This is a genomic window from Phytopseudomonas daroniae (assembly GCF_004327275.1).
Lineage (GTDB): Bacteria > Pseudomonadota > Gammaproteobacteria > Pseudomonadales > Pseudomonadaceae > Aquipseudomonas > Aquipseudomonas daroniae.
Genome location: NZ_QJUJ01000008.1, coordinates 53,471 through 68,401 on the forward strand (window position 1 = coordinate 53,471; position 14,931 = coordinate 68,401).

Here is a 14,931-nt window from a genome sequence, read left to right on the forward strand (position 1 = left end):
TTCCTGCCGGTTCGTCATCACCTGGATTCAAACCGGCCTGCCCAGAAAAAAGGGGCCCGCATAGGGCCCCTTTGACTACTTACAAGCAAGTAGATGTTTGGGAAGCGCGAATACCAAAATACTGCCGGCTACCAACACAGCGGACAGCATGATGATCCCCGCTGAGGTGCTTTGAGTTGCAGCATTGATTGACCCCATGGCAAAGGGACTGATGAATCCAGACGCGCTACCAATCGAGTTGGCCAGAGCAATACCAGTGGCTGCTGCCGCACCGGTAAGAATCGCTGGCGGGAGCGTCCAGTACATGGAGATCGTGGTCATGACGCCCATGGTTGCCAGGCAAAGGGCGGGCAGACTGATCATCAGGTTCGACTGGAAAGCAGTGCTAATCAGGAATCCTGTTGCGGCAAGAACACCAGGTACTGCCAGGTGCCAGCGGCGCTCGCGGAATCGATCAGAGCTCTTTCCGACGAGAATCATGGAGGCAGTAGCCAGCGCATATGGAATCGTCGTCAACAGCCCCAGATGCAGGGAGTCTTCGACACCAGAAGCCTGGATCAGGGTCGGGAGCCAGAAGCTGACGCCGTACAGTCCCATGGTGAAGAACAAATAGATGAAGCTGAGCAGCCAGATCTTCGGATTGGCGAGCCCGTCCATCATCTTGTGCAGGTGCTTGCCGGCCGACTCTTGATCGATGTTGTGGCGTAGTATCTTCTTCTCGTCATCACGCAGCCAGTGTGCATCCTCGATCCGGTCAGTCAGGTAGAAGTAAGCGCCCACGCCGACGAGAACGGTCGGAATCCCCTCGATGAGGAAAAGCCACTGCCAACCCGATAGGTTTTGAACGCCGCTTAGCGAATGCAGGATCCAGCCAGATAGCGGAGCACCGATCACACCTGACATTGGAATCGCCGACATGAACAGCGCGGTTACCTTGGCGCGTCGTGAGGAGGGAAACCACTGGGAAAGATACAGAAGGATCGCGGGGAAGAATCCAGCCTCTGCGACACCAAGCAGGAACCGCATCACATAGAACTGCATCGGTGTATTAACGAACATCATCGCCGCAGAGATGATGCCCCAGGTGACCATGATCCTGGCAATCCAGCGTCTGGCGCCCACACGGTACATGATGATGTTGCTGGGGATCTCAAAGGCGAAGTAGCCGATGAAGAACATCCCAGCGCCGAGGCCGTAAATCGCATCGCTCCACGCGAGCTCTTGGGCCATTTGGATCTTGGCAAAACTTACGTTGATCCTATTAAGGTAGGAACAGACGTAGCAGAGAAACATGAATGGGACGAGTCGAATAATAACTTTCCGATAGATAATATCCTCTGGATTTATTATTTTTTCAGTTATCGGCCGTGCACGGTCGGCAAGAGTAGTCATGACGCCTCCAAGCATTGTTAAATTTATAGGCTCGCGTCTCACCCCTTTACAGTGGATTGCAACTGCAAGGGGCGATGTAACTTTTAATTGTTTATCCGAACGAAGTGCTTAACCAAACATGTCAGGCTGGGTTTTAGCCAGTTGGCCCCAGAGCGTCTGGAAGTGCAACCAGCCGATATAATCGCTGCCCACATTTTCGCGGCTGAAACGTGCGCGCTCATCGGTCACGAGCTTGGGCTTGATGCCGGTCGCGGCGACCAGCAGTGCCTGTTGGCAGCAGCGCTCAAGCGCGATGAACCAGAATGCGGCGCTGTCGATACTGTGGGTGCTGGCAGTGAGCAGGCCATGGTTCTGGTGCAGAATTGCCTTGTGCTTGCCGAAGAGCGATGCGATGGATTTGCCCGAATCGGTCTTCACTGCTACCGCTCCAGCTTCGGCGGTAATGACCAGTTGGTCTTCGAAGAAAGCTGCCGCATCCTGGGTAATGGGCTCCAGGGGAAGGCCTGTGGCTGCCCACGCCCCCCCATAGACGGTATGTGCGTGACACATTGCGAGGATATGCGGGTGCGCCTCGTGAACATTGGCATGCAGGACAAAGCCAGCACGGTTGATGGCGTAGTCACCCTCAACTACTTTGCCGCTATGATCGGCCAGGATCAGGTTGGATACCCTCACCTGAGAGAAGTGAACGCACATTGGGTTCGTCCAGTAGAGCTCAGGGAACTCCGGATCGCGAACGGTCAGGTGCCCAGCAAAGCCGTAATCCAGGCCATGAATGGCGAATGCTCGGCATGCCGCGACAAGACGTTCCTTCAGGTGCTGACGATGGTCGGCATAATTGTCGAACTCGGGAATTTCGGGATATATCAGGCCTTCCTGCTCGGGCTGATAGATTGAGATTCTGTTCTTTGCCTGAGTCAGCGTGCTTGCAGGTTTATTGACACTGATATTCATCTGTAAGTCCTCAGTTGGCTGGCGGAGGCTGTACATTCACAAACCTTGCAGAGCGCTACAAACGATGCTATTTCATAGGGGTGTGAAAAAAATTCACAGGTGAAATTAAAATAATGAGTACAAAGCCGAGCCTGATTGCACTTAGAGCATTTGAAGCCGCTGCCCGTCATGGCAATTTCAGCATTGCAGCGACTGAGTTACACCAAACGCCTTCTGCGATTAGTCACCAAATAAAGAGCCTGGAAAGTTTTTTTGGATTCCCCCTTTTTCACAGGCACAGTAGATCTCTGGAGTTGAATGACCAGGGGCGGCGCCTGTTTGAAGTTGTAAAGCCGGCCTTCGATTCCATCGACCAGATATGCACTGCACTTCGGCCTTTTGCCGAAACGGAAAAACTGGCGGTTCACTGCTCGCCCAGCTTCGCAAGCAAGTGGCTTGGGCCAAGGCTTCCAGACTTTCTCAGCAAATACCCCCAGTTCTCGCTGAATCTGTCGTCCAGTGCATCCTCGGTAGACCTGCATAAGCATCCGGAGCTGGATATGGCGATTGCGTATTCGGCTGCCATGAAGAGTCCAGGGATCTTCGTCCAAAACCTTGGGCTGGAGGAATGCTGCCCACTGGGAGCACCGGCTCTCTTGGGCCCGGCGAGAGAAATCGAGCTTCGGGAGCTGGGCTCCATCGCACTCATCGAATCGCAGTTGAACCCGCTGTCTTGGCGCGATTACTTCATTCAACACGGACAGTCGTTACCGGACATCATCCACCGGCCATCTTTCGACCGAGGGGCTTTGGCGATAGCTGCTGCTGTCGATGGCCTGGGATTGGCGCTGGAGAGTGTGCGGTTTGCGCAGCAGGAACTGGCTGATGGACGTTTGGTGAAGTACGGGATCGAGGGCTGTGAGCCCGTGATGCGAGAGATCCACTTCCTGTGCTATCGCCACACGCAGAGAAACTCGCCCAAGATCGTGGCGTTCCACGATTGGCTGGTCGATCAGTGTCGAATCGACAATTGAGCGAGCAGAGCACTGTGGCAAGCAGCGTTTGCCACGCAAGGTGAGCAGGCTTAACGCGCTTCTGCGCTACCCTGCATCAGGTAGTCGTCCAGCCTCGCAGCGAGGTTCTTTCGGGCTATCGTCGTGTGAACGTCGGTCAGCTCGCCGGCCCGTAGTGAATCCCCCTCGGCAATGGCCACGGCAATGGCCTCGTGTTCGTCCCAAATCGACTGACGTTGCGCTGACGACTGGAGAACGGCGCCCATGGCGCGACGCAAATGAACCCAGTAGACCTGAGCACTTTGTGCGATCAAGGGATTGCCAGAAGCCTCGTAAATCGCGCTGTGAAAGGCAACATCCGCCTCGATCATTGCCCTCACATCTTTCCCTTTCGCAATGCGTCGGCCGTTCTCGATGATTTTTTGATCAATCTTGAACTTGCGCTCGGCGGCCATCTTCGCCGCCAGGCTGTCTAGCGCACCGCGGATCAGGTAGAGGTTGCTGATCGACTCCACCGTCAGTGGGGTGACCAGCACGCCACGACCTGGTGCGTCCTGAACCAGACCATCCTTTTTCAGTAGCCGCAGCGCCTGGAGCACGGGTGAACGCGAGATCTGCATCTGCTCAGCGATCTCTTCCTGTGTGAGGCGGGTGCCGGGCGCCAGGCTGCCGTCGCTGATGGCATCCAGAAGCGTCTGGTAGACCTCATCCACGTAGTCGGGGCGGGCTTGGATCTTTCGCAACTTGGTCGTCATGGCGGCGTTCGGCGGTGTCGGCTTATAAGTGATGGTCATTGTCCATGTTCTCCATGCTGATTCCAATTCATCTCTTGACTTCCGAAGACGGTACGATAGATTCAGAACTCTGTATACAGAGTTCCATGTCCTGAGAGGGTGAGAAATGAAAGTTTTCTACGACAAAGATGCGGACATGTCGCTGTTGCTGGATAGGCGGATCGCGGTGATCGGTTATGGCTCTCAAGGCCATGCCCAAGCGCTGAACCTCAGGGACAGCGGCGCTGATGTGGTCATCGGATTGCGTGAGGGTGGTGCATCCTGGGGCAAAGCGGCCGCGGCCGGGCTGGTGGTGATGAGCGTAGATGAGGCTGTTAGCGGTGCAGATCTGGTGGTGTTGCTGATCCCCGATGAGCTGATCGCCGAGGTCTACACCCGTGACGTTGTACCGGCCATTCGTAAAGGTGCGGCGCTGGTGTTTGCCCACGGTTTCAACATTCACTACGGCCAGGTGATGCCGCGCGCCGATTTGGATGTGTTCATGGTCGCGCCGAAGGCACCGGGGCACACCGTGCGCTCAACTTATGCGGCAGGTGGTGGCGTGCCAGCGCTGATTGCCATCGATCAGGACGTGTCCGGTACTGCTCGCTCATTGGCGCTGGCCTACGCTTCGGCGATTGGCTGTGGCAAGGCCGGAATCATCGAAACCGATTTCCGTGAGGAAACCGAGACCGATCTGTTCGGTGAGCAGGTGGTGTTGTGTGGCGGTGCGGTGGATCTGATCAAGAACGGCTTTGAAGTGCTGGTCGAGGCAGGCTATTCGCCCGAGCTCGCTTACTTCGAGTGTCTGCACGAACTGAAACTGATCGTCGACCTGATCTATGAAGGCGGTATCTCGACGATGAACTACAGCATTTCCAACAATGCCGAATTCGGTGAGTACATCACTGGGCCGAAAATTGTCACTGCCGAAACCAAACAGGCCATGCGCGAAGCCTTGGCGTTCATCCAGGACGGCTCCTACGCCAAGGCCTTCATCCTTGAAAGCAAGGCTGGCAATCCGACGCTCACCTCGCGTCGCAATCAGCTCAAGCGCCACCAGATCGAAGTGGTCGGTGAGCAGCTGCGCGGCATGATGCCGTGGATCAAGGCGTCCGCCCTTGTGGACAAGGCTCACAACTAACTAAACGCTGATAGATGAGGAGTGAAATCATCCACAAACCGCGCGTCATTTTGTTCAGATAAATTGTATACAGAGTTCAGTAGCCTGAAATCTCGCTTAAGAACAAAAACGGAGATAATGTCATGACCGAGAAACTCGAACAGCACGAAGCCAAGCAGTCCACCGGCGGCGCAGCGCCCATCCCGAAGAAGCTGATCGCTTACGGCGGTTACCACACCAACAAGGTTCCAGATCACGACCCGGAGCTGACTGAAACCGGCCCTGGCACGCCTACCGGGGAGTACATGCGGCGTTTCTGGCATCCGGTGTGTATGTCTCTGGAGCTGACCGATACTCCACGCTTTCTGAAGATCCTCGGCGAGGAGCTGGTCGCCTTCCGCGATGGCAGCGGTCAGATCGGTGTCATGCACGCACATTGCTGCCACCGTGGTGCATCCTTGGAGTACGGCGCCATTCAGGAGAAGGGCATCAAATGCTGCTACCACGGCATGGTCTTCGATGTGGACGGGGCCTGCCTGCACGTACCGTTCCCGGCTGGTGAGGAAAAGGACGCGGAGAAATACGCAAGCTCGATTCGACAGGGTGCCTACAAGGCCTTCGAACGTCATGGTCTGGTGTTTGCCTACATGGGCCCGCCGGAAGAAGAGCCGCCGTTTCCTGAGTGGGAAGGCAATTTCACGGTGATGGAAGGCGACGAACTGGTGCCTTACAGCAACTTCCAGCATTGCAACTGGTTGCAGGTGCAGGACAACGCCGCTGACAACTTCCACCCGACCGCACTGCATGCCGCCAAAAACGTGGTGGACGAGCACTTCCAGGGCACCACCTTCGATGAGGTAGGCGCGGCCTCCATGGAAGTCGCCCCGGATATGCAGTTCATTCCAGTACATCAGGGCCGTAGCCTGGCCTGCGCGGGTGCTCGTCGTGTCGACAAGGACAAGATGTTCCTACGCGTGCAGCATCAGGTACTGCCCAACCTCAGTCTGCATGCCTACACCTCTGAAGATGGCTCGAAGAAGAAACTCTTCAGTCGCTTCCATATCGTGCGCTGGACGGTGCCGGTGGATGACGAGAACAGCAAAATGATCGGTTGGCGCGTCATGGGCCCCGGTATCGATACCCGTGGTGTGGGCAACAAGGAAATGGTCGGCTACGAAACCATCGACTTCCTTGAGGGCCAGGTGGCCATGCGCCGCCCAGAGCGTTTCGGCAAGTACAAGCTCAGTGATATTCCGCCGATTCCATCGAACCACCGTGAGCGTGAGAACTACAAGGATGCGCAGTACGCGCCGGGTGACTACGAAGCAATCATTTCGCAGCGCCCCATCGCCGTGCACAAGCTGGAAAACCCGACCAAGTTCGACGCCGGCCTGTATGCCTTCCGCAAGATGCTGCGTGATGGTGTACGCGGTACCAACCCAGCTGCTTCAGCCAAGGGCTTTGCCGACTGGCTGCGTTCCATGGCAGGTGAACCGAACAGCTACTGCACCGGTAACGTGTTCGAAATGCCGCTGGCAGACACCGTCGAGCAGGAAGTCGCTAACCGCCGACGCCTGGCCAAGGAGACCGTCGCGATCATGTCCGAGGCAGATACGCTCAAGGGCCGTGATCGCGAGATCTTCGTCAAGGAACGGCTGGAGCAACTTGAGCAGAGCTTCAAAAAATAACAACAAAGCCACTCCGTAACCGGGCTCGACATAGTCCGGTTACGGCATTGAGCAATGCCGAGGTGAGGTATGAACGCTATTTTAGAAGAGGCTTCCGTGACACATCTTGAGTTGCTGGTTAAGCAAATCCGGATGGAAGCGACCGGAATCAACTCCTACGAATTTGTATCGCCTGATGGGGCGCCGTTGCCGCCGTTTACCGCAGGTGCACACATTGATATTCATGCGGCTCCTGGTGTCGTTCGGCAGTACTCCCTGTGCAACTCGCCCAGCGACCGTCACCGCTATGTCATCGCCGTGTTGAAGGATCTCAAAGGGCGTGGTGGATCCGCCGCCGTGCACGAGAACATCAAGGTTGGCGACACCGTTCGGGTAAGTGTCCCGCGTAATAATTTCGAGCTGGTGCCAGGGCTGGGAAAAGTCTATCTCCTCGCAGGTGGTATCGGTGTCACGCCGATGAAATCGATGGCTCACCAGCTCGAAGCCGAAGGCATCCCCTACGAGTTGTACTATTGCTCCAGAGGCGCCGAGTTTGCGGCCTTCCAGGATGAGCTGGAGGATTTGGCCAAATCAGGGAAAGTGAGGTTCCACTTCGATGGGGGGGATCCCAACAACAGCCTGGACATTACGACGCTGCTGGAAAGCCCGGGTGAAGAGTGCCATCTGTACTACTGCGGGCCAGGTGGCTTCATGGAGGCATGCAAGGTCGCATCGAAGCACTGGCCAACGGGCACGGTGCATTTTGAGCACTTCAAGGCTCCGGTCAAAGAGTCATTGGCCGATGCCGGGCTGCAAGACGGCTTCATCGCAGAGATCGCGAGCACCGGAGAGAAGCTTCACATCGCGCCTGACCAGAGCCTCGCAGAGATCCTGCAACAGGCAGGCTACCCAGTGGAGACATCCTGTCTGTCGGGGTTGTGTGGCACTTGCAAGATCGGCTACCTCGCCGGAGAAGTTGATCACCAGGACTTCATTCTTGATGACGCAGAGAAGGGATCGTGCCTGACGGCTTGCGTGTCTCGAGCGAAGGGCTCGACTCTTCTGCTTGATCTCTAGTTCGTGCCGATCCAGCTGACGCCTAAGGCCGAAAGATTATCATCGCGTAAAGCCGGCTTGTGGCCGGCTTTCGTAAGGCAGGTCGGGCTTATTTTTGATAAGCCGCAGCTGCCTTGGTGATCTCGGCGCGGGCCGCTTCGGCGTTGCCCCAACCTTCGACCTTGACCCATTTGCCTTTCTCGAGATCCTTGTAGTTTTCGAAGAAGTGCTTGATCTGCTCGATCAGCAGCGGGGGCAGGTCGGTGTATTCCTGGACGTCCTTGTAGATGGTGGTCAGCTTGTCGTGCGGGACGGCGATCAGTTTGGCGTCGCCACCGGCTTCGTCGGTCATGTGCAGGACGCCGACCGGGCGGGCACGGATCACCGAGCCTGGCGCTACCGGATATGGGGTCACGACCAGCACGTCGAGGGGGTCACCGTCGTCGGCCAGGGTGTGCGGGATGAAACCGTAGTTGGCCGGGTAGAACATCGGGGTGGCCATGAAACGGTCGACGAACAGGCAGTCGGTGTCGTGATCGATTTCGTATTTGATCGGCGCGTGGTTGGCCGGGATTTCGATAGCGACGTAGATGTCATTCGGCAGGTCTTTACCGGCCGGAACCTTGCTGTAGCTCATGGGTGACTCCCTGATGTGGGCCAAAAAAGTGGCCGAATTATAGGGGGATTCCCACCTTGTTGCCATTCTGCCATTCCAGCCATTGGTCTTATTCGCCTAGGCAGAGTGAAGTGGCGTTCTTACGCCAAGTCTAGCTCTATCGTGCTTCCATCCACGCTTGGTGCAGGCGCTCTATTAGTAGTGGGCGCTGCGGTCAACCAAACCGAGCATCGGTTCGCCACGCTGATGCCTGCGCAGGTTGGCGAGCAGCACTGCGAAGGCACTGTGTGGCGAGGTCATTGCGCCTATATGGGGGGTTAGCCAGATACGCGGATGCTGCCAGAAGGCGTGGGAGTGTTCTGGCGGCTCGCTATCGAGCACATCGATGATGGCATGTGCCAGCTGTCCGCTGTCCAGCGCTGCGAGTAGGTGATCTTCCTGAAGGTGTGCGCCACGACCAAGGTTGATCAACTGTGCACCGCGCGGCAATGCGGCAAAGGTCTGGGCGTTGAGAATGCCTTGGGTTTCGCTGGTCAGCGGTAGCAGGCAGACGAGGATGTCGCATTGGGCGAGAAATTCCGGCAACTGTTGTATGCCGTGATAGCTCTGCACGCCCTCGAGTTGCTTGGGCGAGCGTGACCAGCCGCTGAGCGGGAAACCGAAGGGGCGCAGGCTGTCGAGCGCAGCGCTGCCCAGATTACCCAACCCCATGATACCGATACGCCGTTGCGCCGCGGGCAGCAGAGCGTGTGCTTGCCACTGTTGTTGCTTCTGCTGGTCGAGGTAGAGGGGGATCTGGCGATGCAGAGCCATGACGGCAAAGCACAGATATTCGGTTATACCCTGGGTGATGCCCGGGTCGAGCATGCGCACCAGGTCGATGGAATCGGGCAACTGCGCCGGGTCGAACTGGTCAACGCCGGCCGAGGTGGCGAACACCACGCTCAGGTTGGGGAAGCGCGTCGCGAGGTCTGCGGGTGGCTGCCAGGCGGCGAAGTAGCGGATGTCACGCGCATCACCTACAGCCGGCCAGAGGCGTACCTCAATGTCGGGGGCGTACTGCTCGAAGAGCGCCTGCCATTGCCGGGCGCGCTCATCATCGGTTTTGAACAGCAGGGCCATGAGTCGTCTCGTTGCAGTCGTGAAGATGTTGTAACCATGCCTGAGCGGCGCGCAACAATCCTCTGAATCCTGCTGCTGAAACAGAAGATTGCGCGCTATTCCGAGTTGTCAGCAGGCTGCTGCGATGGCCTTGCCGAGCGCCTCGGTGTTGCCGGTGCCACCAATATCACGGGTCAGCGGCGCGCGCTCCGGCCCCATGGCCAGGACGTTTTCGATGGCCGCCAGCACGGCAGCACCGGCCTCCGGGTGACCGAGGTGGTCGAGCATCATGGCGCCGCACCAGATCTGTCCGATGGGGTTGGCGATGCCTTTGCCGGCAATGTCCGGTGCCGAACCGTGCACCGGCTCGAACAGGCTCGGGAAGTTGCGCTCTGGGTTGATGTTGGCCGACGGTGCGATGCCTATGGTGCCGGTACAGGCCGGACCCAGGTCGGAAAGGATGTCGCCGAACAGGTTGCTCGCAACGACTACATCGAACCAATCGGGGTGCAGGACGAAGTTCGCGGTGAGGATATCGATGTGGTACTTGTCGACCTTCACCTCGGGGTATTTCTTGCCCATTTCGGCGACACGTTCATCCCAATACGGCATGGTGATGGCGATTCCGTTGGATTTGGTAGCGGAGGTCAGGTGCCTCTTCGGCCGGCTCTGCGCCAGGTTGTAGGCGAACTTGAGAATGCGGTCGACGCCCACCCGGGTCATCACCGTTTCCTGCAGGACGATTTCCCGCTCGGTACCCGGGAACATCTTGCCTCCGACGCTGGAATACTCGCCTTCGGTGTTCTCGCGTACTACCCAGAAATCGATGTCGCCGGGCTTGCGATTGGCCAGGGGCGCTTTCACGCCAGGCATCAGGCGGCAGGGCCGCAGATTGACGTACTGATCGAACTCGCGGCGGAACTGCAGCAGCGAATCCCAGAGAGAGATGTGATCCGGCACCACGTCTGGCCAGCCGACTGCGCCGAAGTAGATGGCATCGTACTCCTTGAGCAGCTCGAACCAGTTGTCGGGCATCATCTTGCCGTGAGCCAGGTAGTAATCGGCGCTGGCGAAGTCGAACCAGTCCCACTGCAGTTCGATGTTGTGCTTGGCCGTCACCGCGTCGAGCACGCGCACTCCCTCTGGCATGACTTCCTTGCCAATGCCGTCGCCGGGGATCACTGCGATCTTGTAATGGGCTTTGCTCATGATGCGACTCCTGGGATTGAAGGTAGACGCCGGCCAGTGTATGCAGTGTTCATGGATTAATAATTGGTCTGCGGCGAAAGCCATTATTAGATTTAGAGAAAGAATCCGTGAGTGCGATCGATGATCTGAGTTTTTTCCAGCAAGTGGCCACCCGCGGCAGCCTCACCGAAGTGGCGCGCCACCTGGGCCTTTCATTGCCAGCCGTGAGCAAGCGTCTGAGTCAGCTAGAGGCGCGACTGGGTGTGCAATTGCTGCAACGCACCACGCGGCGGCTTTCGCTGACCCCTGAGGGGGCGCAGTATCTGGAAGGCGGGCGGCCGATCCTGCGGCAGCTCGAGGAGCTGGAGAGCGCGCTCGACAGTCGCCAGGCGACATTACGCGGTCGGCTGCGGATCAACGCTACCCTGGGATTCGGTAGGCGCCATCTGGCTCCCGTGGTTTCGGAGTTCGCTCGTCTGCATCCCGGGCTGGAAATATTCCTGGAGCTCACCAGTCAGCCCTTGAGCCTGCTGGATGATCAGTTCGACGTCGGCTTGTGCATGGGCGAACCGCCGGATTCGCGCCTGATCGGCGTCAGGCTATTGGAGAATCCGCGCATTCTATGTGCATCACCACGATACCTTGAAGCTATGCCTGAGCCGGCCTGCGTGGCTGATCTGGCGGCGCACAACTGTATCGTTTTACGCCAGTTCGGTAGCGACTATGCAATCTGGCGTTTCCGCAAGAACGGCCAGGAGTTCTCTCACAAGGTCAATGGCACATTATCCAGCAACGACGGTGAGGTGGCCGTCAGCCTGGCGCTGGAAGGTCACGGGCTGATCCTGCGCTCACGCTGGGATGTGCAGGAGCACCTTGAGACCAGACGCCTGCAGGCGCTACTGACAGATCATCAGGCCCCCCATGGCGATATCTACGCGGTCTACCAGCATCGCCGCCATATTCCCCAGCGTATTTCGATATTCGTTCGCTACCTGGCTCATGCGCTAAGTCAGCGACTACCGTTTGCCGCGCTCAGGTGACGGTTTCGAAGCGATCATTCAGAGGTGTTTTGTGCATGATTTGAGGTTATGGGGTTGGTAACTATTCGTGCATTGCCCTGGCGCGTCATGCTCTTGTAACGTCCAGCTGTCCCGCTCGGATAAACAAAAAAAGCAAACCTGAGCAGAGCACGCGGGTGCCGGGTGTCAGTCGAGGGTTTTTGCGCTGCCGAATTAATCTACTTCCAGGATGATTTGCCATGAAAACCTTGTCTGTTGCTGCAGCTTTTGCTTCCGTCCTATCCCTGTTGAGTCTTTCGGTGGCGTGTGCGACATCCGCCATGGCCGACCAGATCACCTTTGTCTCCCAAGGCGGTAGCTATCAGGAGGCGCAGACCAAGGCCATTCTCGACCCTGCCGCGAAAAAGCTGGGCCTGACCATCAAACAGGACAGTGCGCCGGACGCCTGGCCAATGGTCAAGGCCCAGGGCGACGCGAAGAAACCGGTATGGGATGTGATCGATACGCCACCATCAAACTGCTTGCGTGGTGGCAACGAAGGACTGATCGAGCCGCTGGATCTGAGCAAGATGCCCAACGTGAAAAGCATGCCGGAGTCATACCGCACGCCGTACTCGGTGGCCTACGAATTCTATTCATCGGTGATCGGCTACAACCAGAAAAACCTGAAAAAGATCCCCCAGACCTGGGCCGAATTCTGGGATGTGGAAAACTTCCCCGGCACCCGCGCCCTGCGTAACGATCCCATGAGTACCCTCGAAGCAGCGCTGCTTTCCGACGGCGTTCCGCGTGACGAACTCTATCCCCTGGATGTCGATCGCGCTTACAAGCGGCTGGAGCAGATCAAGCCGGACATCGCCGTGTGGTGGAGTTCGGGTGGGCAGTCGGCGCAGTTGCTGGCCGATGGCGAGGTCGACATGCTGATGATCTGGAACGGTCGCGCCAGCGCCGTTCAGCAGAGCAACCCGGATGTCGCCTTCACCTATAACGACGGCCTGCTGCAGAACACGCAGCTGTGTATCCTCAAGAATGCGCCGAACTACGATGCCGCGGTCAGGTTCATCAACGAAGCGCTGTCGCCTGAATTGCAGGCCAACCTGCCGCTGTATATCGACTACGGCCCAGGTAACCCGGCGGCCTTCGAGACTGGCAAGATCACCGAGCAGCGTGCCAAGGAGCTGCCAAGTTCGCCGGATAACGCTGCCAGGCAAGCGTTGATGTCGGAAGAGTGGTGGGCCTCGGCAGCCGGTATCGCGGCCAAGGATCGCTGGCTGAAATTCATTCAGTAAGCGCAGGGTACCTGCATGATCGATTACCTGATCCTAGGTGGCGGCTCGGCGGGTTGTGTGCTCGCTGCGCGGCTTTCCGAAGACCCGGATAAACAGGTCTGTCTGATCGAGGCCGGGCGGGATATTTCCCTGAGCACGATGCCGCCAGCGATTCGCAGTCGTTATCCGGGCCGTGCCTACCTGGACGTCAGCAATATCTGGCAGCGGCTCGGCGCCTGGATGGGGAACCGGGCCGAGGCCGAGCGGCGTTATGAGCAGGGGCGAATTCTTGGTGGCGGCTCGGCGATCAATGCGCTGATGACCAACCGCGGAGCGCCGGCGGACTATGACGAATGGCAGCAACTGGGCGCTGAGGGCTGGAGCTGGGAGAGCTGTCTGCCGTACTTTCGCAAGCTGGAAAACGATCAGGACTTCACCGGGGCCGAGCATGCCGGGCTGCATGGGCATGGCGGCCCGGTGCGTATCCGGCGCACGCCCGACGAACGCCTGTCGCCTTTTGTCCGAGCGGTGATCGACACCCTTGGTCGCCAGGGGCTGGCGCACAAGCCCGACCAGAATGGCCGCTGGGAAGAGGGCGTGTTCGTGGGGGCGATTGGCGTCAGCGAGCAGGGCGAGCGTATTCCAACCTCGGTATGTTATCTGACCGATGAGGTGCGCAAGCGCAGCAATCTGACCATTCGCACGCACTGCCTGGTGGATCGAGTGTTGTTCGAGTCGGCAAAGGCCATCGGGGCGCGCATTGTGCCTCGGGGCGGCGAAAGCGAATCGCTGATGGCGCGCGAGGTGATCGTCTGTGCTGGCGCCCTGCACAGCCCCGCCGTGTTGATGCGCAGCGGTATCGGCCCGGCTGACGAGCTCATGTCGCTTGGCATTGCGATGGTGGCCGACAGGCCGGGAGTCGGTGGCAACCTGATGGAGCACCCGTCGATTGCCGTCTCGGCCTTGCTCACCCGGCGGGGCCGCACGCCGTTTCCGGAGGAGCACCACGAGCAGGCGATAGTGCGTTTTTCCTCCGAGCTGGCCGGTACGGTGATGGGCGATATGCATGGGGCGATTCTGTCGCGCTCCGGGTGGCACTCCATCGGTTACCGGTTGGGGACGATGTTTTTCTGGGTCAACAAGTCCTATTCCCGCGGTCGCCTGCGTCTCGCCTCTAAGGATCCGCAGGTTGAACCGCAGGTGCGCTTCGATATGCTTTCCGACCCCCGTGATCTGCAGCGCCTCAAGCAGGCTTTGCGGTTCGGCGCGACAATTCTCTCGGACGAGCAGATGGCCGCGCAGCGTAGCGTGGTGTTTCCATCCAGCTATTCGCCACGGGTGGCCAGAGTGGCGATGCCGGGTCTTTTCAACGCCTTGCAGCGTGGCGCCCTGAGCCTGTTGCTGGATATCGCCGGGCCGCTGCGCAAGGCACTGGTGCACGGGCTGATCACCCGGGGCGTGACCCTGGACAAGCTGCTGGCCGACGATGCGGCGTTGACCGACTTCGTGCAGCGCAATGTCGGTGGTACCTGGCATCCATCCGGTACCTGCCGCATGGGGCGTGCAGACGATCCGCTGGCGGTGACCGGGGGGGATGGTCGGGTGATCGATGTCGAAGGTTTGCGGGTCTGCGATGCGTCGCTGATGCCATCGATTCCCTGCGCCAACACCAACGTGCCGACCATCATGATCGCCGAGCGCATCGCTGACTTGATCAGGGCAGAGGTGCCCGTGACGAAGCTTGAGTCAGAAATGCTCGGCGCTTAGCCAGGGGGCGGGAGT

General features: G+C 58.4%; 13 protein-coding genes. 7 read left to right on the forward strand and 6 right to left on the reverse strand.

The features are described 5' to 3' along the window. Positions 1–75: 75 nt before the first annotated feature. Together DNK10_RS18010 and DNK10_RS18015 are read right to left on the reverse strand one after the other, a co-directional pair. Complete coding sequence (locus DNK10_RS18010; protein ID WP_131192498.1) at positions 76–1,392, reverse strand: MFS transporter; 1,317 nt, start codon at positions 1,390–1,392, stop codon at positions 76–78. Between the two features lie 108 nt (positions 1,393–1,500). Next, positions 1,501–2,346 carry a class II aldolase/adducin family protein gene (locus tag DNK10_RS18015; protein WP_131192499.1) on the reverse strand — a complete coding sequence of 282 codons (846 nt, stop codon included), beginning with the start codon at positions 2,344–2,346 and terminating at the stop codon, positions 1,501–1,503. 113 nt (positions 2,347–2,459) lie between these two features. On the opposite strand from DNK10_RS18015, the gene DNK10_RS18020 reads away from it, so the two are divergent. Further along, positions 2,460–3,359, forward strand: a complete 900-nt coding sequence (locus DNK10_RS18020; RefSeq protein WP_131192500.1) for a LysR substrate-binding domain-containing protein — start codon at positions 2,460–2,462, stop codon at positions 3,357–3,359. Positions 3,360–3,409: 50 nt separating this feature from the next. Here DNK10_RS18020 and DNK10_RS18025 read toward each other — a convergent pair whose 3' ends face one another. Continuing rightward, positions 3,410–4,132, reverse strand: coding sequence for a GntR family transcriptional regulator (locus DNK10_RS18025; protein WP_208738835.1), 723 nt, complete (start codon positions 4,130–4,132; stop codon positions 3,410–3,412). Positions 4,133–4,238: 106 nt separating this feature from the next. Here DNK10_RS18025 and ilvC point away from each other — a divergent pair, with 106 nt between their 5' ends. From ilvC to DNK10_RS18040, 3 genes are all read left to right on the forward strand, one after another. Then, positions 4,239–5,255 (forward strand): ketol-acid reductoisomerase, encoded by a 1,017-nt coding sequence (gene ilvC, locus DNK10_RS18030; RefSeq protein WP_131192501.1) that lies wholly within the window; start codon positions 4,239–4,241, stop codon positions 5,253–5,255. A gap of 122 nt (positions 5,256–5,377) precedes the next feature. Further along, positions 5,378–6,922, forward strand: coding sequence for a Rieske 2Fe-2S domain-containing protein (locus DNK10_RS18035; protein ID WP_131192502.1), 1,545 nt, complete (start codon positions 5,378–5,380; stop codon positions 6,920–6,922). Positions 6,923–6,991: 69 nt separating this feature from the next. Further along, entirely contained in the window at positions 6,992–7,978 is a 987-nt protein-coding gene (locus DNK10_RS18040) for a PDR/VanB family oxidoreductase (RefSeq protein ID WP_131192503.1), read from the forward strand. Between the two features lie 88 nt (positions 7,979–8,066). Here DNK10_RS18040 and ppa read toward each other — a convergent pair whose 3' ends face one another. From ppa to DNK10_RS18055, 3 genes are all read right to left on the reverse strand, one after another. After that, positions 8,067–8,594, reverse strand: coding sequence for an inorganic diphosphatase (gene ppa, locus DNK10_RS18045; RefSeq protein ID WP_042556316.1), 528 nt, complete (start codon positions 8,592–8,594; stop codon positions 8,067–8,069). 174 nt (positions 8,595–8,768) lie between these two features. Next, complete coding sequence (locus DNK10_RS18050; RefSeq protein ID WP_131180165.1) at positions 8,769–9,695, reverse strand: 2-hydroxyacid dehydrogenase; 927 nt, start codon at positions 9,693–9,695, stop codon at positions 8,769–8,771. A 108-nt stretch (positions 9,696–9,803) separates the two neighbouring features. Continuing rightward, positions 9,804–10,883, reverse strand: a complete 1,080-nt coding sequence (locus tag DNK10_RS18055) for a tartrate dehydrogenase (RefSeq protein WP_131180166.1) — start codon at positions 10,881–10,883, stop codon at positions 9,804–9,806. A 107-nt stretch (positions 10,884–10,990) separates the two neighbouring features. On the opposite strand from DNK10_RS18055, the gene DNK10_RS18060 reads away from it, so the two are divergent. The 3 genes from DNK10_RS18060 (at position 10,991) to DNK10_RS18070 (ending at position 14,916) form a co-directional block, all read left to right on the forward strand. Beyond that, complete coding sequence (locus DNK10_RS18060) at positions 10,991–11,902, forward strand: LysR substrate-binding domain-containing protein (protein ID WP_131192504.1); 912 nt, start codon at positions 10,991–10,993, stop codon at positions 11,900–11,902. A gap of 299 nt (positions 11,903–12,201) precedes the next feature. Further along, a complete protein-coding gene (locus DNK10_RS18065; RefSeq protein WP_244216282.1) occupies positions 12,202–13,170 on the forward strand; it encodes an ABC transporter substrate-binding protein in 969 nt (322 codons plus the stop codon). A gap of 15 nt (positions 13,171–13,185) precedes the next feature. Beyond that, complete coding sequence (locus DNK10_RS18070; RefSeq protein ID WP_131192506.1) at positions 13,186–14,916, forward strand: GMC family oxidoreductase; 1,731 nt, start codon at positions 13,186–13,188, stop codon at positions 14,914–14,916. Positions 14,917–14,931: the final 15 nt, after the last annotated feature.